Origin of the sequence: Conexibacter woesei Iso977N, assembly GCF_000424625.1 — a bacterium.
GTDB lineage: Bacteria > Actinomycetota > Thermoleophilia > Solirubrobacterales > Solirubrobacteraceae > Baekduia > Baekduia woesei_A.
On sequence record NZ_AUKG01000002.1, the window covers coordinates 1,089,394 to 1,108,423 of the forward strand.

The window sequence follows — 19,030 nt, forward strand, 5'->3', positions numbered from 1 at the left end:
CGGCCCGAAACCGGCAACCGGTGTTGCGGCCGCCCGAAATGCACGAGCACGTGCAGTTCGGCGACGCCAGATCTCCCACCGTCACCCACCGTCGAAAACCCACCAACAGAGCCAAATCTCAGACCACGCACACCCGTCGGACGTCCGTGGGTGGGGGAAAGTGTGGAATTGGTGTTGCATCGTGGGGGAGGGTGGGATAGAAAGCTGCCTGCGGACCGGGGTGGAGGAGCTCCTCCCACTCCTCCACCCCGGCCCCTCTTCTTGTTCGCAATGCAGCCGCACCCGTCCACATGGACACCTCGTTCACCGGCCAGGCCGACTACACCCTCGACGCCAAGAACCGCCTCACGGTTCCTGCGCGGTATCGAGGCGCCCTGGAATCCGGCCTCGTCCTCGCCAAGGACATCGAGACCTGCGTCGCGATCTGGCCGACCGCCGGCTACGACGACTTCCGTCGCGCGGCGCTCCAGGACGTGCACCCGATGAGCCAGCGCGGGCGCAAGATCATGACCTTCTTCTCCGCCAACTCGATGCCGGGGGCCCTCGACTCCGCGGGCCGCGTCCCGCTCCAGCCGTTCCTGCTGGACCACGGCAAGCTCACCGACTCCCGCGACGTGACCGTCGTGGGCGCGGGCGACCACCTCCAGATCTGGAACCGCGAGGCCTGGCAGGCCTACAACGACCAGCTCGCGGCCGACATCTTCGACATCTCCGCGGCGTTCGACACGCCCGCCTCCGCGTGATGCTCACTATCCCTTATGACATGACCGCCTCACATGTCCCGGTCCTCGCCGGCGAGCTGATCGAGGCGCTCGACCCGCAGCCCGGCCAGATCGCCGTCGACTGCACGTTCGGCGCCGGTGGCCACGCCCGTCTCGTCGCGGAGCGCATCGGCCCGTCCGGCACGCTGATCGCCATCGATCGCGACGAGACCGCGCGCGCCCATTTCGACACCTTCGCCCACGAGGTCGCGTGCACCACGCGCTTCGTCCACGCCTCGTTCGCCGAGGGCCTCAGGCAGCTCCTGCAGGAGGGCGTCCGCGCCGACCTCGTCTACGTCGACCTCGGCATCTCCTCGATGCAGGTCGACACCTGGGAGCGCGGCTTCTCCTACAGCTACGACGCGCCGCTCGACATGCGCATGGACGGGACCCAGGAGCTCGACGCCAGGACCGTCGTCAACACCTGGCCCGAGCGCCGGATCATGCAGATCCTGCGCGAGTACGGCGATGAGCGCTTCGCAAGGCAGATCGCTCGCGAGATCGTGAAGGTCCGCGAGGACCAGGCGATCGACACGACCTCCGCGCTGGTCGACATCATCAACAACGCGATCCCCGCGCGCGCCCGCTTCGCCGGTGGCCATCCCGCCAAGCGCAGCTTCCAGGCGATCCGGATCGCGGTCAACGACGAGCTGGGGCAGGTCGACGAGGCCCTCCCGCTCGCCTGGCAGATCCTCAGGACGAATGGCCGCTTTGCAGGCATTTCCTTCCACAGCGGCGAAGACCGCCGTGTGAAGCGCTTCCTCGCCGACCGCGCGCAGGGGTGCACGTGCCCGCCGGAGCTCCCGGTGTGCGTGTGCGGCCGGACGCCGGAGGCGGAGTTGATCGGCCGCGGCATCGCGCCGTCGGCCGGCGAGGTCGCAAGCAACCCCCGTTCGGCGTCCGCCCGGATGCGCGCCGCTCGCAAGCTCAGGGAAGAGGAGCACTCAGCATGACCCCGCCGCCCGCCGCCACCGCCGGAGGGACCCGGGCGCTGCCGCGCACCGCCGTCCCGCGCGCACCCCGCCGCGTCAGCGGCCCCGCCAAGCCCAACCGCCGCGACGGTGGAGGCGCAAGCGCAGGCGCCATCCGCGACCGCCGCGACGACTCCGCGCGCCGCGCACGCACCCGCGGCGCCACCGCCGGCGATCCCTTCGTCGTCCGCGCGCTGCACCGCACGCAGCGGATGGCCGACTCCCGCTTCCTGGACCGCCTGATCCGCGGCCGCCTGTGGATCCCGCTCGTCGCGGTCGGCCTCATGGGCATCGTGTTCATGCAGGTCACGATGTTGAAGTTCAACGCCGGGATCGGCCGCGCGGTCACCTCCGCCGCGACCCTCGAGCAGCAGAACGCGACGATGCGGGCCGACCTCTCCCGCCAGGAGTCCGGCGACCGCATCGCCACGGTCGCCCACAGCCTCGGCATGGTCGTCCCCGCCGACGGCACGACCGCCTACGTCGCTGCCGCCCGCGGGCAGGCGCACAAGGCCGTCACCAAGATGACGCCCGCCGACGCCTCCGCCGTCCAGCGCACGCAGGCCGGCGCGCAGCTCGCGCAGGGCCAGGCCGCCGGGACCCAGACGACGGGCAGCGCGACCGCCGCGCCGACGCCCGCCCAGGCGCAGGTCCAGGCCGCGACCGGCACGCAGCAGCCGGTGACCCCGGTCACCCCGAGCACCTCGACTTCCACGGGCGCCTCCGCGACGGGCACCACCGGGACGACGGCGCAGACGCCGTCGACCGCCGTCGCCCAGGCGCCCGCCGGTGGCACCGCCACCACCGCTTCGACCGGGACCGGAACAGGCACCACCGCCGCCGGGACCACGAGTGGGGGTACCGCGGCCGCGGGCACCACAGCCGCAGCCGCGGGCACCGCCCCGCAACAGCAACCGCAGACCACCGGCGCCACCGCCGCGCCGCAGGGGTAGGCCGCCATGGTCCTGGTCGAACGCCGCATCGGCCTGCTCTTCGCGTTCTTCCTGTCCTTGATCGTCCTGGCCGGGATGCGCTCGCTCCAGCTCGGCACGCTCAAGGGCGGCTCGCTCAGGGCCGCCGCGGCCATGCAGCAGGTCAAGACGATCGACGTCCCTGCACACCGCGGCACGATCACCGACCGCAAGGGCGTCGAGCTCGCGGTCTCCGAGGCCGCCAGCGACATCACCGCGACGCCCTACCTCGTCAAGGACAAGCTCAAGGTCGCGAGCAGGATCGCGCCGCTCCTGGGCCTCAGCCCCGAGGACACGCTCAAGAAGCTCTCGTCGCCCGGCGGCTACGTCTGGCTCGGCCACCGCGTCCCCGGCCCGCAGGCCGACAGGATCGCCGCGATGAGGATCGACGGCATCGACCTCGCGCCGACGCAGCGCCGCGTCTACCCACGCGACTGGCTCGCCTCGCAGGTCCTGGGCAGCATCAACCTCGCGGGCACCGGCTACTCCGGCGTCGAGGAGGAGCTGAACTCCAGGCTCTCCGGGACCGACGGCCAGCGCCGCGTCGTCAAGGACGGCGCGGGCGCCGACATCAAGGTCCAGAACACCAGGGTCGGCCGTGCCGGTGCCAAGGTGGAGCTGTCGCTCGACGCCAACATCCAGGACAAGGTCGAGGACGTCCTGAAGGGCATCGGCAAGACCTACCGCCCGCTGGGCGCGACCGCGATGGTCACCGACCCGAGGACCGGCGAGATCCTCGCGCTGGCCAACTGGCCGCAGGTCAACGCCAACGCGCCGACGCAGGCCCCGGACTACGCGAACCAGAACCGCGCGGTCGGCTACACCTATGAGCCTGGTTCCACGTTCAAGGCCGTGACGGTCGCGGGCGCACTCGAGGACGGGCTGGTCACGCCCGACACCTCGTTCTACCTGCCGTCGCAGATCACGATGTACGACAAGGTCATCAAGAACGCCGAGCCGCGCCCGGCGGAGAACATGACCGTCAGCCAGATCCTGGCGCAGTCCGACAACGTCGGCGCGATCACGATCGGCCGCAAGCTCGGCGCGTCGCGCTTCGACTACTACGTGCGCAAGTTCGGCTTCGGCAAGAGGACCGGCACCGACCTCCCCGGCGAGGAGCAGGGCATCGTGCTCCCGCTCTCCAAATACTCGGGAACGTCGATGGGCAACCTCCCGATCGGCCAGGGCGAGTCGGTCACGCCCGCCCAGATCGCGCAGTTCTACGGCGCCATCGCCAACGGCGGGATCCTCAAGACCCCGCACGTGGTCCGCCGCGTGGACGGCAGGCTCGTCACGCACACCACGAACAAGCGCATCATGAAGGCCTCGACGGCCGCTGCGCTGCGCCAGATGCTCGAGGGCGTCTTCAGGGAGGGCGGCACCGCGCACGCCGTCCAGATCCCGGGCTACACGCTGGCGGGCAAGACCGGCACGGCCAACAAGGTCGACCACGCCACCGGCACCTACTCCGACAGGAACTACATCGCGTCGTTCGTCGGCTTCGCCCCGGCCAACAACCCCAAGTTGCTGATCTCGGTGATGGTCGATCAGCCCGCGGGCGGCTCGATCTTCGGCGCGGAGGTCGCGGCGCCGGCGTTCGGGAAGATCGCGAGCTTCGCGCTCGGCTACGAGAAGATCCCGCCGCAGTAGGGCGGGAACCGGGTGCGCGCTATGGTCGCCGCGATGCTCTTGGGCGACCTCTTCGGGGACCGCACGCTGCCGCCGGTGGACGTCACCTCGCTCGCGTTCGACGCGCGCGCGGTCCGGCCCGGCGCGCTGTTCTTCTGCGTGCGCGGGATGACCACCGACGGCCACAAGTACGCGCCGGACGCGCTCGCCAACGGCGCGGTCGCGCTGGTCGTCGACCACCCGCTGAACCTGGGCCTCCCGGAGGTCCTCGTCGACGACGTGCGCGCCGCGATGGCGCCCGCCGCCAAGCGCTTCAACGGCGACCCGACGGCCGCACTCGCGATGGTCGGCGTGACCGGCACGTCGGGCAAGACGACCACGACCTGGCTCACGCGCGCGCTGCTGGAGGCCGCCGGCAGGCAGACCGGCCTGATCGGGACCGTCACCGCGTGGATCGGCGGCGTCGAGGAGGACGTGGTCCGGACGACGCCGGAGGCGATCGACCTCCAGCGCCGGTTCCGCGCGATGACCGAGGCCCACCCGCCCGACGCGGCGTGCGTCATGGAGGTCTCGTCGCACGCCCTCAGCCTGCACCGCGCCGACGGGATCGACTGGGACGTCGCCGCGTTCACGAACCTCTCGCAGGACCACCTGGACTTCCACAGCGACATGGAGGACTACTTCCTCGCCAAGCGCAGGCTGTTCGAGGTCGCCTCCGCGCAGGGCGCGACGCTGATCGCCTGCGCCGACGACCCCTACGGCGCGCGCCTGGCGCGCGAGTTCCCGGGCACGGTCACGATCGGCATCGACGCCGAGGACGCGCAGGTGCGCGCGACCGACCTCCGGCCTGGCTTCACCCACACCGACTTCCGCGTCGGCGACCTCGAGCTGCGCGCGCCGCTGCCCGGGCGCTTCAACGTGCTCAACGCACTGGTCGCGGTCGCCGCGGCGCGCGCGCTGGGCGTGGACGACGCGACGATCGCCGCGGCGCTGCCGCAGGTCCCGGGCGTCCCGGGGCGCTTCGAGCCGGTCGCCGCCGGACAGGACTTCGCCGTGATCGTCGACTACGCGCACAAGCCCGAGGCGGTCCGCAACGTGCTGGAGACGGCACGCGACCTTGCGCGCGAGCGCGGTGACGGGCGCGTGATCGTCGTCGTCGGCGCGGGCGGCGACCGCGACACCTCCAAGCGCGCCGTCATGGGCCGCGCCGCCGCCGAGGGCGCCGACCTGGTCGTGCTGACCTCCGACAACCCGCGCAGCGAGGACCCGGAGACGATCATCGACATGGTCGCCGAGGGCGCGGGCGACGGCGCGATCCGGATCACCGACCGCCGCGCCGCGATCGAGCACGCGATCGGCGCCGCCCGGACCGGCGACGTCGTCGTCATCGCGGGCAAGGGGCACGAGACCTACCAGGAAGTGAACGGCGAGAAGCACCCGTTCGACGACCGCGACGTCGCACGGGAGGCGCTCGGTGCGCGGCTGGAGCGCTGACCGGATCGCCGAGGCCGCAGGCGCGCGCCTCGTCGAGCCCGGCACCGCGACCGAGGGCCCGACCCGCGCGGTCATCGACTCGCGCCACGCCGGCCGCGGCGACCTGTTCGTCGGCCTGCCCGGCGAGCGCGTGGACGGCGGGCGCTTCGCCGCCGACGTCCTGGCCGCCGGCGCCTGGGGCGTCCTGGTCGGCGAGGGCTGGAGCGGCATCGACAGCTTCGACGGCGCGATCCTCGTCGCGCTGGATCCGCTGCGCGCGCTGCAGGACCTCGCCAACGCCTGGCGCCACGAGCTCGGCGCGCAGGTCATCGGGATCACCGGCTCGACCGGCAAGACCTCCACGAAGGACCTGACCGCCGCGATGGTCGACCAGCAGCGCCGCGTCGTCGCCACGCCGCTGAACCTCAACACCGAGATCGGCCTGCCGCTGACGATCCTCGGCGCGCCCGCCGGCACCGAGGTGCTGGTCCTCGAGATGGCGATGCGCGGCGCCGGGCAGATCGCCGAGCTGGCCCGGATCGCCGAGCCCGACGTCGGCGTGATCGTCAACGTCGGGCCGGTCCACCTGGAGCTGCTCGGGACGATCGAGGCGATCGCCGCCACCAAGTCCGAGCTGATCGAGCACCTCCCGGAGGGCGGCACCGCGATCGTCCCGGCGGGCGAGCCGCTGCTCACGACGCACCTCGAGCAGCTGCCCGAGGGCGTCAGGACGGTGACCTTCGGCCCGAAGGGCGATCTCGACGCACTTCCGGACGGCCTCGACATCGGCTTCGACAGCGCCCACATGCGCCTCAACGCCCTGGCCGCGCTGGCCGCCGCGCGCGCCGTCGGGGTCGAGCCGACCGGCCGCCTGGAGGTCGCGCTGAGCGAGCTGCGCGGGCAGCGCCGGGAGCTGCCCGGAGGCGTCGCCGTCATCGACGACTGCTACAACGCCAACCCGATGTCGATGCGCGCCGCCCTCGACGACCTTGCCGCGTCCGCTCCCGGACGCCGCTTGGCCGTGCTCGGAGACATGCTGGAGCTGGGCCCGGACGAGGTCCGCTTCCACGAGGAGGTCGGCGCCCACGCGCGCGCCGCCGGCGTGGACCTGCTCGTCACGGTCGGCCCGCTGGCCGCCGCGATGGGGCCGGCGTTCGGGGGCGAGACGCTGCAGGTCGAGCGCGCCGCCGACGTCGCCGCCGCGCTGAAGCCGCGCCTCGCCGAGGGCGACACCGTCCTCGTCAAGGCCTCGCGTGGCGTCGGCCTGGAAGTCGTCGCCAAGGACCTGGCGGCGTAGCGGTGGGCGAGGTCCTGATCGCAGGGATGGCGTCCCTGCTCATCTGCATCTTCCTGAGCCCGAAGTTCATCTCGTACCTGCGCCGCCGCGAGTTCGGCCAGAACATCCGCGAGGAGGGGCCGGAAGGCCACCACGAGAAGGCCGGGACGCCCACGATGGGCGGCATCATCATCTTCACGGCGATCAGCGTGCCGTTCCTGCTGCTGAGCGACTACGACTGGCGCTCGGTCGGCGTCTACCTCGCGGCGGTGCTGTCGGCGCTGATCGGCTTCGCCGACGACTTCACGAAGATCATCCGCCGGCGCTCGCTGGGCCTGAGCGGCAAGGCGAAGCTCGGCGGCCAGGTCGCCATCAGCATCATGTTGTGGTACATCGCCACGCAGAAGGCCGACCTGCCCGCGACGCTGCGGCTGCGCACGATCGACGCGACCGTCGACCTCGGCGCGTTCTACCCGTTCTTCATCTACCTGGTGGTCGCCGGCACGACCAACGCGGTCAACCTGACCGATGGCCTCGACGGCCTCGCCGCCGGATGCACCGCGATCGTGATCCTGGCCTACATCGGGATCACGTTCATCACCGCCGGCCAGCACGACCTGTCGCTGCTCGCGGGCTGCCTGGTCGGCGCGTGCGTCGGGTTCCTGTGGTTCAACGCGTTCCCGGCGACGATCTTCATGGGGGACACGGGGTCGCTCGGGTTAGGTGGGGCGATCGCGGGCCTGGCCGTGATGACCAAGACCGAGGAGATCCTCGTCCTCGCGGGCGGCATCTTCGTGGTCGAGGCGCTGAGCGTCCTGATCCAGGTCTTCAGCTTCCAGACGTTCCGCAAGCGCGTGTTCCTGATGGCGCCGATCCACCATCACTTCGAGATCTTGGGGTGGTCGGAGACGAAGATCATCCTGCGCTTCTGGATCATCGCCGCGATCTGCGCGGCCTCCGCCTTCACGATCTACCAGCAGTCGATCGCCTAGGGCTTCGCCCGCAGCTGCTTGTCGACCCGGACGCGCCGCGCCGACGCGTTGCCGTCGCCCGGGTCGATCGTCACCTGGTCGACGGCCAGCGGCAGCGGCGTCGGCTGCAGCCGGTAGGTGACGATCGCCAGCGTGTAGTCGGCGTTGTCGGTCAGGTTGCCGGTGCCGCCCGCGCCGATCGTGCCGCCGTTGATCTCCAGCAGATTCGGGTCGGCCTGCAGGAACAGCCTGTGCGTGTGGGCGTCGAGGATCGTGATCGGGTGGTCGGGCGGGTCGCGGCGCAGGTCCTCCAGGACGCCCGCCGCGACCTGCGGCTCGTGAACGACCACGACGTCGACCCTCGACTCCACCGTCTCGAACCAGCGCCGAAACTCCTCGACCGCCGCGTTGGTCAACCCGACCCTGTACTTGTCCTCGTAGTCCTGGCCCGCGCGGCGCAGGAACGGGTCGGTGAAGCCCGCCATCCGCAGCCCGCCGACCTTGACGACCACCGGCCCGTGCGAGCCGTCGGGCTTCAGCCGGCCGAACTGGGTCAGGACGATCGCGCCGTCCGCGGCCAAGTCCTTCAACAACGTGTCGGAGTCGTGGTTGCCGCCGACGACGACCGTCGGCGACCCCATCTTCGCGACGCGCGCGATCAGCGACGACTCCAGCGGCGTGCCCTTGTCGGTCAGGTCGCCGTCGAAGATCAGCGGCAGCCCGCGCGTCGCGCGCTGCAGCGCCGGGAGCGCGAGCACGTTGTTGTGGAGGTCGCTCGCCAGGACGAACCGCGGGCGCCCGCTCAGCTCGGGCTGCGCGCCCGGGGAGACGACGAGGCGCGCGAGGCCGACGAGCTGGCCGTTGATGTCCTGGTCCAGCGCGGTCTGCGACCGCTTCAGCGACTGCAGCGCGTCGAGCGCGCGCGGGAGGTCCGGGCCGTGGGCGTAGTACGTGGGGTCGGCGATCCGGCCGCGCGGCGCGATCAGGACCGCGGTGGCGATGACTGCGGCCAGCGACGTGACGACCGCCGTGAGGATCGACCAGCGCAGCCGCGTGCCCTGCCCGACGCCCTTCAGCGCCGCGCCGACCAGGACGCCGAGCACGATCCCCGCGACCAGGGCGATCAACAACAGGCGCCTGAGCGCCGAGGTGATCGCGTCGGTCGCCTCGGCCTTGACGTTGTTGACGTCCAGCTCGTGGCCGCGCGCGAGCGTCTCGGCCGCGCCGCGGTTGACCGCCCGGACCTCGATCGTCAGCCGTGCCGGCGCCCGGACGCCCGCGAAGCGCGCGCCCCAGTCGACCAGCGGCACGTAGACGTCGAGCGCGCCGTGGTGCAACGGCGACACGCCGACGTCGATCGTCCCGACCGACAGCGTCTTCTCCTGGGTGACCAGGGCAAGCGCGCCGACCGTCCCGGTCAGGGCGGCGAGGGCGACGAGGAGGAGGGCGATGGTCCGGCGGAGTCGGGCCACTCCGCGTGGTGCTGCCCAATCGGGGGCGAGCCAAGCGTCGGAGCGTTGCGCGACCATCGGTAGCGTGCGGGACTCACGATGACGCCGCGCCCGCCGCTTCCCCCTGGCCCGTTCCTCGTCGTCGGCCTCGCCCGCTCGGGCCAGGCCGCCGCCGCGCTGCTGCATGCGCGCGGGGAGGAGGTGATCGCGACCGACCGCTCGCCGGCCGAGCGGCTGGGCGCCACCGCGCTGCTGCCGCCCGAGGTCGAGCTGCACGCCGGGGTCGACGGCGTCGCGCTGCTGGAGCGCGTCCGCTGCGTGGTCAAGTCGCCCGGCGTCCCGCAGACCGCGCCGGTGATCCAGGCCGCGCGCGGGCGCGGCATCCCCGTGATCGGCGAGCTGGAGCTGGCCTGGCGCTGCACGCCCAACGAGGTGATCGCGGTCACCGGGACCAACGGCAAGACGACGACGACCGAGCTGCTCGGCCACCTGCACCGCGAGGCCGGCGTGCCGGTCGCGGTCGTCGGCAACGTCGGGACCGCCTACTCGTCGCTCGCCCTACATCCTGAACAACACGATCCCCGAGCGGTCGTGGTCTGCGAGTGCTCCTCGTTCCAGCTGGAGGACACGGTCGCCTTCGCGCCCGAGGCGGCGGTGATCCTGAACCTGGAGCGCGACCACCTCGACCGCCACGGCACCGTCGAGGCATACCACCGGGCCAAGTTGAAGGTCTTCGGCAACCAGGGCAACGACGACATCGCGGTCGCGCCCGAGGACCTCGGCGTGGTCGACCTCGGCGGCTGCGCGCGCCGCGTCCTGACCGGCGACTCGCCCGAGGCCGAGCTGTCGCTGCGCGCCGGCACCTTGTGGTGGGACAACACGCCGTTGCTGCGCACCGAGGAGCTCGCGCTGCGCGGCCCGCACAACGTCCGCAACGCGATGGCCGCCGCGGCGGTCGCGCTGGCGCGCGGCCTGGACCCGGACGCGGTCCGCAACGGCCTCAGGACCTTCGCCGGCGTGCCCCACCGCCTGGAGGAGGTCGCCGAGCGCGACGGCATCACCTACATCAACGACTCCAAGGCCACCAACGTGCCCGCGGCGCTCGTCGGGCTCGCGTCGTTCGAGGGCCAGCCGGTCCACGTGATCCTCGGCGGCAGCGGCAAGGACGAGGACTTCGCACCGCTGCGCCCGGCCGTGCAGCAGCACTGCGCCAACGGTGGCGGGGCGTACCTGATCGGCGCCGAGGCGCCGCGCCTTCATGAAGCACTTCAAGGCGCCGCGCCTCTCCACGACTGCGGCACGCTCGACGCCGCGGTCGCGCAGGCGCGCGCCAACGCCCGGCCCGGCGACGTCATCCTGCTGTCGCCCGCCTGCGCCTCCTACGACCAGTACAAGAACTTCGAGGAGCGCGGGGAGGCTTTTCGGGAGGCGGCGCGAATGTAGGGCCTGATGGCTCGCCGCCGCCATCCCCACCCGATCGAGCACAGCATCTTGATCACCGCCACCCTCTGCCTCCTGGCCGTGGGTTCGGTGATGGTGTTCTCCGCCTCGTCCTCGCGCTCCCTGCTCTCCGGGCAGGGGGACGGCACGTCGTTCATGGTCAAGTACGTGATCTACGGCGCGATCGGGTTCGGCCTGATGCAGCTGATCGCGCGCCGCGGGCTCGACGTCATCCTCAAGATCACGCAGCCGCTGCTGCTCGGCTCGTTCGTCTGCCTCGTGCTCGTCAAGACGCCGCTGGGCGTCAGCGTCAACGGCGCGACGCGCTGGCTCGGCGCCGGGCCGCTCGTCTTCCAGCCGTCGGAGCTGATGAAGCTCGCGCTCGTCCTCTACGCGGCCAAGCTGCTCGCCGAGCGCCCGAAGGTCCTGACGCGCCCGCAGTTCCTGGCGCCGCTCGGGATGGTCGCGGGCAGCGCGGTGCTGCTGATCGCCTCGCAGCCGGACCTCGGGACCGCGCTGGTCATCAGCTTCACGATGTGCGCGATCCTCGTCGCCGCGGGGATGCCGATCCGCTGGCTGCTGATCGGGATCGCCGTCGGCGCCGTGCTCGTCCTGCTGTTCGCGCTCGCCGAGCCCTACCGGCGCGACCGCCTGATGTCGTTCATGGACCCGTGGGCGCACGCGGGCGACGAGGGCTTCCAGGCGGTCCAGGGCCAGATCGCGCTCGGCTCGGGCGGGCTGCACGGCCGCGGCCTGGGGCAGTCGCTGCAGAAGAACCTGTTCCTGCCCGAGGCCCACACGGACTTCATCCTCGCGATCATCGGCGAGGAGCTCGGCGTCATCGGGATCTGGGCGATCCTGTTCCTGTACGGGTTGGTCGCCTACGCGGGCCTGCGCGTCGCCAAGAACGCGAGGGGCAACTACGCCAAGCTGCTCGCGGCGGGGATCACCTCGCTGTTCCTCTCGCAGGCGATGTTGAACATGTTCACGGTGCTCGGCCTCGCGCCGCTGACCGGCGTGCCGCTGCCGTTCATCTCCTACGGGTCGACCAACCTCATCGTGTTGCTCGCGGGCATGGGCGTCCTACTCAACGTCGCGGCGGGCGGGAACGTGAAGCTGCGCGTGGTCCCGGATGTGGCAGGGTCTCGGAGAGATGGCAGCAGCTCCCGGAACAGGTCCAACAGTCCTCATCGCGGCGGGCGGCACGGCGGGGCACGTCGTGCCGGCGCTGGCGGTCGCAGACGCGCTGCGGGCTGACGGCGCGCGGGTCGTCTTCGTCGGCGGAGAGCGCGCCGAGAAGACGCTGGTGCCGGAGGCCGGCTACGAGCTGCGGCCGATCGCGGTCGAGGGCCTGTCGCGCACGAACCCGCTGAAGGCGGCGCGCGGGGTGATCAAGGCGGCCTACGCGGTGCGCGCGGCGCAGAAGATCCTCCGCGACGTCCGGCCGGACGCCGTGATGGGCGGCGGCGGCTACGTCGCCGGGCCGGTCGGCGCGGCAGCCGCGGCGGGCAGGATCCCGCTGGTGCTGACCGAGGCCGACTCGCACCTCGGGCTGACCAACAAGCTGCTGGCGGGGCGCGCGAAGCGCGTGTGCCTGGCGTTCCCGCTGGAGGGCCGCGAGGACCCGGCGAAGTACCTGGTGACCGGCCGGCCGGTGCCGCCGCCGTTCGCGGACCGGGCCGCGGCGCGCGCGCAGTTCGGGCTGGGCGCGGGGGACACGTGCGTGCTCGTCTTCGGCGGCTCGCTCGGTGCGAGGTCGATCAACGAGGCGTCGGTCGACGCGTTCCGCGATGCCCCGTTCCGGGTCCTGCACGCGTGCGGCAGGCGCGACTACGAGGTGCTGCGCGAGCGACTCGGCTCGCCGCCGCCGAGGAACTACGACCTGCGCGAGTACATCTCGCCCTTCGGCCCGGCGCTGGCCGCCGCCGACCTGACGCTGGCGCGGGCGGGCGGCTCGATCTTCGAGGTCGCCGCGGCCGGCCTGCCCGCGGTGCTGGTCCCGTACCCGCACGCCGCCGCCGACCACCAGACCGCCAACGCGAGGTGGATGACCGACGCCGGGGCCGCGGTCGTGATCCGCGACGAGGACGTCACGCCGCAGAAGCTCGACGACGTGGTCGGCGCGCTGCTCCAGGACCCCGCGAAGCTCTCCGCGATGGCGCAGGCCTCCCGCGCCCTCGCGCGCCCCGACGCGGCGCGCGACATCGCGAACGAGGTGCTCGCCGCTGCCGCTGCGAAGGCGCGGGCGTGAGCGGCTCCGCCGGCGAACGTCCCTGGGCGGGCCGGAAGGTCCACCTCGTCGGCGTCGGCGGCGCCGGCATGTCCGGCTGGGCGCGGGTGGCGGTGCAGCTGGGCGCGACCGTCTCGGGCTCCGACCGCGCGGAGTCGCCGAACCTCGACAGGCTGCGGGCGCTCGGCGTCACGGTCCACGTCGGCCACGACGCGGCCAACGTCCCGGCGGAGGCCGACGTCTTCGTCTCGACCGCGATCCCGGCCGACAACCCGGAGCGCGTCGCGCGCGCCCAGCCGCGCGCCGAGCTGCTGCGCGAGCTGACGTCGCTCAAGCAGGTCATCGCGGTCGCGGGCGCGCACGGCAAGACGACGACGACCTCGATGGTCGCCCACGCGCTGCTCGGCGCCGGCGCGTCGCCGGGCTACCTGATCGGCGGCGCGCTGCGCACGACCGGCGAGAACGCCGACTGGGGCGACGGCGACTGGCTCGTCGTCGAGGCCGACGAGTCGGACCGCTCGATGCTCGCGCTCGACGTCGACGTCGCGGTCGTCCTGAACATCGAGCTCGACCACCACGCGACCTACGGCGGCTCGCTCGCGGGCCTGCACGCCGCGTTCGACGAGTTCCGCCAGCACGCGCCCCGCCGGGTCGTCGCGCCGGAGCTCGCGCGCGCGGGTGACCACACGTTCAGCCCGCAAGACCTACAACTCGAAGCCGGCGGCTCGCGCTTCACCTGGCGCGGGCGCGAGGTCGTCCTGCAGGTCCCCGGCGAGCACAACGCGCGCAACGCCGCCGCGGCGCTGGAGGCGATCGCGGTCGCCGAGGCCGCCGACCTGGACCAAGCCGTCGCCGCGCTGGCCAGCTTCGCGGGCGCGGGGCGGCGCTTCGAGCGCCTCGGCACGACCGCGTCCGGAGCCGAGGTCGTCGACGACTACGCCCACCACCCGACCGAGGTCGCCGCGACGATCGCCGCCGCGCGCTCGCTGCAGCCCAAGCGCCTCGTCGCCGTCTTCCAGCCCCACCTCTTCTCGCGCACCTCCGAGTTCCACCGCGAGTTCGGCGCGGCGCTGGCGCAGGCCGACGTCGCGGTCGCCCTCGACGTCTATCCCGCCCGCGAGCGGCAAGAGGACTTCTCCGGCATCACCGGCAGGCTGATCGCCGAGTCCGCCGCCGACCACGGCGCCGGCCGTCCCGTCTTCTGGCTCCCGACGCTCACGACCGCCGAGACCGTCCTGGCGCCCCGCCTGCGCGCCGGCGACCTCGTCCTGGTCATGGGCGCCGGGGACGTCGACAAGCTCGGCCGCGCGCTCGTCGCCGGCACATAGGTCGTCGCCTTCCTGACGACGAGGAAGGTCCCCGCTGCCCCGCGGCGAACTTCGGACCGGATGCACCGCGCCGCCGCCATGCCGCGGGCCCGCACGCTGCCGCGCCCTTCGCGCGCCGTCGTCTGGGCCGTCGCCCTCCTCGCCCTCGTGATCGCGGGCGGGCTGTGGCTGCGCGACTCCTCGCTCGTCGCCGTCAACAGGGTCACGGTCACCGGGCTCACCGGCCCGCAGGCCGCGAAGATCAGCAGCCAGCTCGAGGCCGCGGCGCGCGACATGACCACGCTGCACGTCCGCGGCGACCAGCTGCGCGCGGTCACCGAGCCCTACCCGGTCGTCAAGGACGTCCGGGTCTCCACCGACTTCCCGCACGGCCTGAAGATCGACGTCGTCGAGAACACGCCGGTCGCGGCGATCTCCGTCAACGGGTCCAGGACGCCCGTCAGCGCCGACGGCAAGATCATCCGCGGGGCCTCCCAGAGCGACCTGCCGATCGTCCCGCTGAAGGTCGCGCCGACCGGCGCGACCGTCGCCGACGCCACCGCCCGCCACGCGATCGCGGCGCTCGCCGCGGCGCCCGAGGCGCTCCGCGCCCGGGTCACGCGCGCGTCCACGACGCGCGACGGCGGCCTCACCCTCGAACTTCGCAACGGCCCGGACCTGCGCTTCGGCGGCGCCGATCGCCTCGACGCCAAGTGGGCCGCGGCCGCCGCGGTGCTGTCCTCCGGGCAGTCCGCGGGCGCCACCTACCTCGACCTCCGCTACCCCGAGCGGCCTGCCGCCGGGGGCCTGGAGGACCCGACGACGCAACGCGATCCGGAAGCCGTGAACTCGGCGGATCCCACGTCAACCACGGTGTCGCCGCAGACGACGGCGCCGGTCACGCCATAGCCAACCTCAACCTCAGCCTGAGCCTTCGAAACGCCCTAAGGCTCAAGCCCAAGTCGAGACTTCTTCAAACTGCAAGCAAGATTGCGCTCTAGACTCCGCGTTGACACACGCGATTGCCGATGCGTACCGTGCATCGGCCGAGGGCGCGCAAAGAGCGCGAGAACTCTCGACGCTACCTAGAGGGTCGGACAGGAACTTCAAGCACATGGAAAGCGGCAGCTACCTCGCAGTCATCAAGGTCGTCGGCGTCGGCGGCGGCGGGACCAATGCGGTCAACCGCATGGTCGACGCGGGCCTGCGCGGCGTCGAGTTCGTTGCGGCGAACACCGACGCGCAGGCGCTCGCCATGTGCGACGCCGACATCAAGCTGAACATCGGCCACGAGCTCACCAAGGGCCTCGGCGCCGGCGCGAACCCGGACGTGGGCTTCGGCGCCGCGGCCGAGTCGCGGGACGACATCAAGGAGGCGCTGAAGGGCGCCGACATGGTGTTCGTCACCGCGGGCGAGGGCGGTGGCACCGGCACCGGTGCGGCCCCCGTCATCGCGGAGATCGCCAAGAACGAGATCGGGGCGCTCACCGTGGGCGTCGTCACCAAGCCGTTCGAGTTCGAGGGCACGCGGCGCATGCGGTCGGCCGAGGAGGGCATCCAGCGCCTCCGCGAGGTCGTCGACACGCTGATCGTGATCCCGAACGAGAAGCTGCTGGCGCTCGTCGAGCGGCGCACGACGATCCTCGAGGCGTTCCGCGAGGCCGACAACGTCCTGCGCCAGGGCGTCCAGGGCATCACGGACCTGATCACGATCCCGGGGCTCATCAACCTCGACTTCGCCGACGTCCGCACGATCATGGAGAACGCCGGCTCGGCGCTCATGGGCATCGGCCAGTCCGGCGGGGAGACCCGCGCGGCCGACGCCGCCAAGACCGCCATCTCGAGCCCGCTGCTGGAGCAGTCGGTCGAGGGCGCGACGGGCATCCTGCTGAACATCACGGGCGGGCCGGACATCGGCCTGTTCGAGGTCAACGAGGCGGCCGAGATCGTCCAGGGCGCGGCGGACTCCGACGCGAACATCATCTTCGGCTCGGTCATCGACGAGTCGCTCGGCGACGAGGTCCGCGTGACCGTCATCGCCACCGGGTTCGACCACGGCCGCGCGCGGCCGCGCCAGGCCCGTGAGGAGACGCGCCAGACCGCGCGTCGCCAGGACCGCTCTCCGCGGGTCGAGCGCGAGTCGCTCGAGATCCGCGACGACGAGATCGACATCCCTCCGTTCCTCCGATAGGGGGAGCGGCAGGGGTGGCTCAGCGGGTCCGGAACCGGACCCGCTGAGCTCTTTCGCGCGTCCGAACCCCTCCAAAGACCAGGAATCGGTCTTCATGCGGACGGCAGAATCCCAAGAACCGGGGATAGCGCCGACAGCAGGAAGTGACGACACTTAAGGGGACACTCCCGTTCCACCTTCGTCACCCCGGCAAGGACGCAGACGCCAATGCAAGACATGACCACGGATGAGCTCGCCGAGCTCCTCGCCCAGCTCGAACTGAGCACCGAGGATTCCCGCGACGAGCTCCTGACGGACTTCCTCGTCCGCCCGTACCCGACGAAGGTCACGCAGGACAACTAGTCCCGCCGGCGGCGCGCGCGTTGCCGCGCCGCGTCGTCCGTCGTCTCTACGCCGTGGCGGAGGCCGTGAGGCCCTGGCGCGCGGCGTCCAGCGACTCCAGCGTGCGCGTCACCGAGTCCGGGAGCGTGCGGGAGAAGCGGCCGCCGACGAAGACGTCCTCGACGAGCGTGGCCACCAGGTTGGTGGTCTCCTCGCGCCGTGCCGCGCGCGCCCGGGCAGCGACCAGCACGGGGCAGTCGTTGCAGCGGGGGCAGGAGCGGCAGCAGCTCTTGGACGGCATGCGCCGCGAAATGTAGCAGCTGTAGGGCGACCTAACGAGGGCGCCCTAACACGAATTTCGGCGGCCCTAAGTTGTTGATTATCTTGGTCGGGGTGGGTAGGGTCCCCGGCCATGCCTTCCGAGCGCTTCGTCGACGCCCTGAACGCCCAGATCTCCAAGGAGTTCGCGGCCGCCCATCAGTACACGGCCATCGCCGCGTACTACGCGGACGAGACCTGGCCGCAGCTCGCCGCGTTCTTCTACAAGCAGGCCGACGAGGAGCGCGAGCACGCGCTCAAGATGATCAACTACCTGCTCGACACCGACTCGGCCGTGAACATGACCGGCGTCGACCAGCCCAAGACGAAGTTCGGCGACCACATCGAGCCGATCAAGCTGGCGCTGGAGCAGGAGAGGTCGGTGACGGTCTCGATCTCCGAGCTCGTCGGGATCGCGCGCGAGACCAACGACTACCGCTCCGAGCAGTTCCTCGACTGGTTCCTGGAGGAGCAGACCGAGGAGGAGTCCTCGATGTCGGACCTCCTGACGGTCGCCGAGCGCACCGCGTCGGTGCCGCTGCTGCTCGAGGAGTGGCTGGCGCGCGAGACGCCGGGCGCCCACAAGGACTAGCGCCACCGCGCCGCCGCCGCTGAGTCGGCGGGGCTGCTTGCTAGCCTCGCCGCGTGGCCGCCGCAACCCCAGACACCGCGCTGAAGCGCACCCCGCTGTATGACCGGCACGTCGCCGCGGGCGCGAAGCTGGTCCCGTTCGCGGGCTGGGAGATGCCCGTCCAGTACGAAGGCGTCAAGCAGGAGCACCTCGCGACGCGCGCGACCGCGGGCGTCTTCGACGTCTCGCACATGGGCGAGATCGCGACGTCCGGCCCGGACGCCGAGGCGTTCCTGCAGCACATCCTCAGCAACGACGTCACGAAGCTCCAGACCGGCGGCGCGCAGTACAGCGTGCTCTGCCGCGAGGACGGCGGCGTGCTCGACGACCTCTTCACCTACCGCCTCGGCGCGACCGACTTCCTGACGGTCACCAACGCGTCCAACCACGAGAAGGACTTCGCGTGGTTCGCCAAGCAGGCGGAGGGCTTCGACGTCGAGGTCACCGACGTCGCCGCCAACTACGCGATGCTCGCCGTCCAGGGCCCGCAGGCGCGCGAGATCGTCGGCGCGATCAGCGACAGCCCGCTGCCCGACCGCTTCACGTGCCGCCACAAGATGCTGCGCGGCCAGAAGGTCCTGGTCTGCGGCACCGGCTACACCGGCGAGGACGGGGTCGAGCTGCTGCTCGACCCGGCCGACGCGCCGATGATCTGGGACGAGGTCGTGCGCCGGGGCGCGGTCCCGGCCGGCCTGGCCGCGCGCGACACGCTGCGCCTGGAGGTCGGCTACCACCTCTACGGCAACGACCTGATGGAGGAGCGCGGGCCGATCGAGGCCGGCCTCGGCTGGGCCGTCAAGGAGGACACCGGCTTCATCGGGTCCGACGCGGTGCGCGCCGTCCGCGACGCCGGTCCGTCCGAGAAGTTGGTGGCCTTCACGATGGAGTCGGGGATCGCCCGCCAGGGCAACCCGGTCGTCGGCGGGGGCGAGGTGACGTCGGGCACGATGTCGCCGTCGCTGGAGATCGGCATCGGCATGGCCTACGTACCCGCAGAGCGTGCCGAGGTTGGAACCGAGCTCGAGATCGACGTCCGCGGCAAGGTCCGCCGCGCCGTCGTCGCGAGGAAGCCCCTCTACAAGAAGTAGG

General features: G+C 72.0%; 18 protein-coding genes. 16 read left to right on the forward strand and 2 right to left on the reverse strand.

Going from position 1 to position 19,030, the window contains the following annotated elements; genetic code table 11:
• Positions 1–290: 290 nt before the first annotated feature.
• The 7 genes from H030_RS37405 to mraY are packed head-to-tail and all read left to right on the forward strand — an operon-like array spanning position 291 to position 8,073.
• The gene (locus H030_RS37405) at positions 291–743 is read left to right on the forward strand and encodes a division/cell wall cluster transcriptional repressor MraZ (protein ID WP_027007061.1); all 453 of its coding nucleotides are present in this window, start codon (positions 291–293) and stop codon (positions 741–743) included.
• A 20-nt stretch (positions 744–763) separates the two neighbouring features.
• Positions 764–1,714 carry a 16S rRNA (cytosine(1402)-N(4))-methyltransferase RsmH gene (gene rsmH, locus H030_RS0117495; RefSeq protein ID WP_027007062.1) on the forward strand — a complete coding sequence of 317 codons (951 nt, stop codon included), beginning with the start codon at positions 764–766 and terminating at the stop codon, positions 1,712–1,714.
• A complete protein-coding gene (locus H030_RS0117500; protein ID WP_027007063.1) occupies positions 1,711–2,685 on the forward strand; it encodes a hypothetical protein in 975 nt (324 codons plus the stop codon). The genes rsmH and H030_RS0117500 overlap by 4 nt, the downstream gene beginning before the upstream one ends.
• A 6-nt stretch (positions 2,686–2,691) precedes the next feature.
• Complete coding sequence (locus H030_RS0117505; RefSeq protein ID WP_027007064.1) at positions 2,692–4,353, forward strand: peptidoglycan D,D-transpeptidase FtsI family protein; 1,662 nt, start codon at positions 2,692–2,694, stop codon at positions 4,351–4,353.
• Between the two features lie 33 nt (positions 4,354–4,386).
• On the forward strand, positions 4,387–5,826 hold the full coding sequence (locus H030_RS0117510) for a UDP-N-acetylmuramoyl-L-alanyl-D-glutamate--2,6-diaminopimelate ligase (protein WP_027007065.1): 1,440 nt from the start codon (positions 4,387–4,389) through the stop codon (positions 5,824–5,826).
• On the forward strand, positions 5,807–7,102 hold the full coding sequence (locus tag H030_RS0117515; RefSeq protein WP_027007066.1) for a UDP-N-acetylmuramoyl-tripeptide--D-alanyl-D-alanine ligase: 1,296 nt from the start codon (positions 5,807–5,809) through the stop codon (positions 7,100–7,102). The genes H030_RS0117510 and H030_RS0117515 overlap by 20 nt, the downstream gene beginning before the upstream one ends.
• 26 nt (positions 7,103–7,128) lie before the next feature.
• Positions 7,129–8,073 carry a phospho-N-acetylmuramoyl-pentapeptide-transferase gene (gene mraY / locus H030_RS0117520; RefSeq protein ID WP_231398467.1) on the forward strand — a complete coding sequence of 315 codons (945 nt, stop codon included), beginning with the start codon at positions 7,129–7,131 and terminating at the stop codon, positions 8,071–8,073.
• Here the strand turns inward: mraY and H030_RS0117525 are convergent.
• Positions 8,070–9,524, reverse strand: coding sequence for a metallophosphoesterase family protein (locus H030_RS0117525; RefSeq protein ID WP_051223002.1), 1,455 nt, complete (start codon positions 9,522–9,524; stop codon positions 8,070–8,072). The genes mraY and H030_RS0117525 overlap by 4 nt on opposite strands.
• A gap of 78 nt (positions 9,525–9,602) precedes the next feature.
• Here H030_RS0117525 and murD point away from each other — a divergent pair, with 78 nt between their 5' ends.
• From murD to H030_RS40485, 7 genes are all read left to right on the forward strand, one after another.
• A complete protein-coding gene (gene murD / locus H030_RS33090) occupies positions 9,603–10,946 on the forward strand; it encodes a UDP-N-acetylmuramoyl-L-alanine--D-glutamate ligase (RefSeq protein ID WP_051223004.1) in 1,344 nt (447 codons plus the stop codon).
• Between the two features lie 6 nt (positions 10,947–10,952).
• The gene (gene ftsW / locus H030_RS33095) at positions 10,953–12,200 is read left to right on the forward strand and encodes a putative lipid II flippase FtsW (protein WP_051223006.1); all 1,248 of its coding nucleotides are present in this window, start codon (positions 10,953–10,955) and stop codon (positions 12,198–12,200) included.
• Positions 12,163–13,194: a UDP-N-acetylglucosamine--N-acetylmuramyl-(pentapeptide) pyrophosphoryl-undecaprenol N-acetylglucosamine transferase gene (locus H030_RS0117540; protein WP_231398468.1), complete on the forward strand. Its 1,032-nt coding sequence runs from the start codon at positions 12,163–12,165 to the stop codon at positions 13,192–13,194. Before ftsW ends, H030_RS0117540 begins: the two co-directional genes overlap by 38 nt.
• Positions 13,191–14,501, forward strand: a complete 1,311-nt coding sequence (gene murC, locus H030_RS0117545; protein WP_027007070.1) for a UDP-N-acetylmuramate--L-alanine ligase — start codon at positions 13,191–13,193, stop codon at positions 14,499–14,501. Before H030_RS0117540 ends, murC begins: the two co-directional genes overlap by 4 nt.
• Positions 14,502–14,561: 60 nt before the next feature.
• Complete coding sequence (locus tag H030_RS0117550; protein ID WP_027007071.1) at positions 14,562–15,389, forward strand: cell division protein FtsQ/DivIB; 828 nt, start codon at positions 14,562–14,564, stop codon at positions 15,387–15,389.
• 205 nt (positions 15,390–15,594) lie between these two features.
• A complete protein-coding gene (gene ftsZ / locus H030_RS0117555; protein ID WP_027007072.1) occupies positions 15,595–16,671 on the forward strand; it encodes a cell division protein FtsZ in 1,077 nt (358 codons plus the stop codon).
• A 216-nt stretch (positions 16,672–16,887) separates the two neighbouring features.
• The gene (locus tag H030_RS40485; protein ID WP_269208533.1) at positions 16,888–17,013 is read left to right on the forward strand and encodes a hypothetical protein; all 126 of its coding nucleotides are present in this window, start codon (positions 16,888–16,890) and stop codon (positions 17,011–17,013) included.
• A 46-nt stretch (positions 17,014–17,059) separates the two neighbouring features.
• Here H030_RS40485 and H030_RS39185 read toward each other — a convergent pair whose 3' ends face one another.
• Positions 17,060–17,293 (reverse strand): hypothetical protein, encoded by a 234-nt coding sequence (locus H030_RS39185; protein ID WP_155892118.1) that lies wholly within the window; start codon positions 17,291–17,293, stop codon positions 17,060–17,062.
• A 111-nt stretch (positions 17,294–17,404) separates the two neighbouring features.
• Between H030_RS39185 and H030_RS0117575 the strand changes: the two genes are divergently transcribed.
• Entirely contained in the window at positions 17,405–17,902 is a 498-nt protein-coding gene (locus tag H030_RS0117575; protein WP_027007073.1) for a ferritin, read from the forward strand.
• A 53-nt stretch (positions 17,903–17,955) separates the two neighbouring features.
• On the forward strand, positions 17,956–19,029 hold the full coding sequence (gene gcvT / locus H030_RS0117580) for a glycine cleavage system aminomethyltransferase GcvT (RefSeq protein WP_035127890.1): 1,074 nt from the start codon (positions 17,956–17,958) through the stop codon (positions 19,027–19,029).
• Position 19,030: the final 1 nt, after the last annotated feature.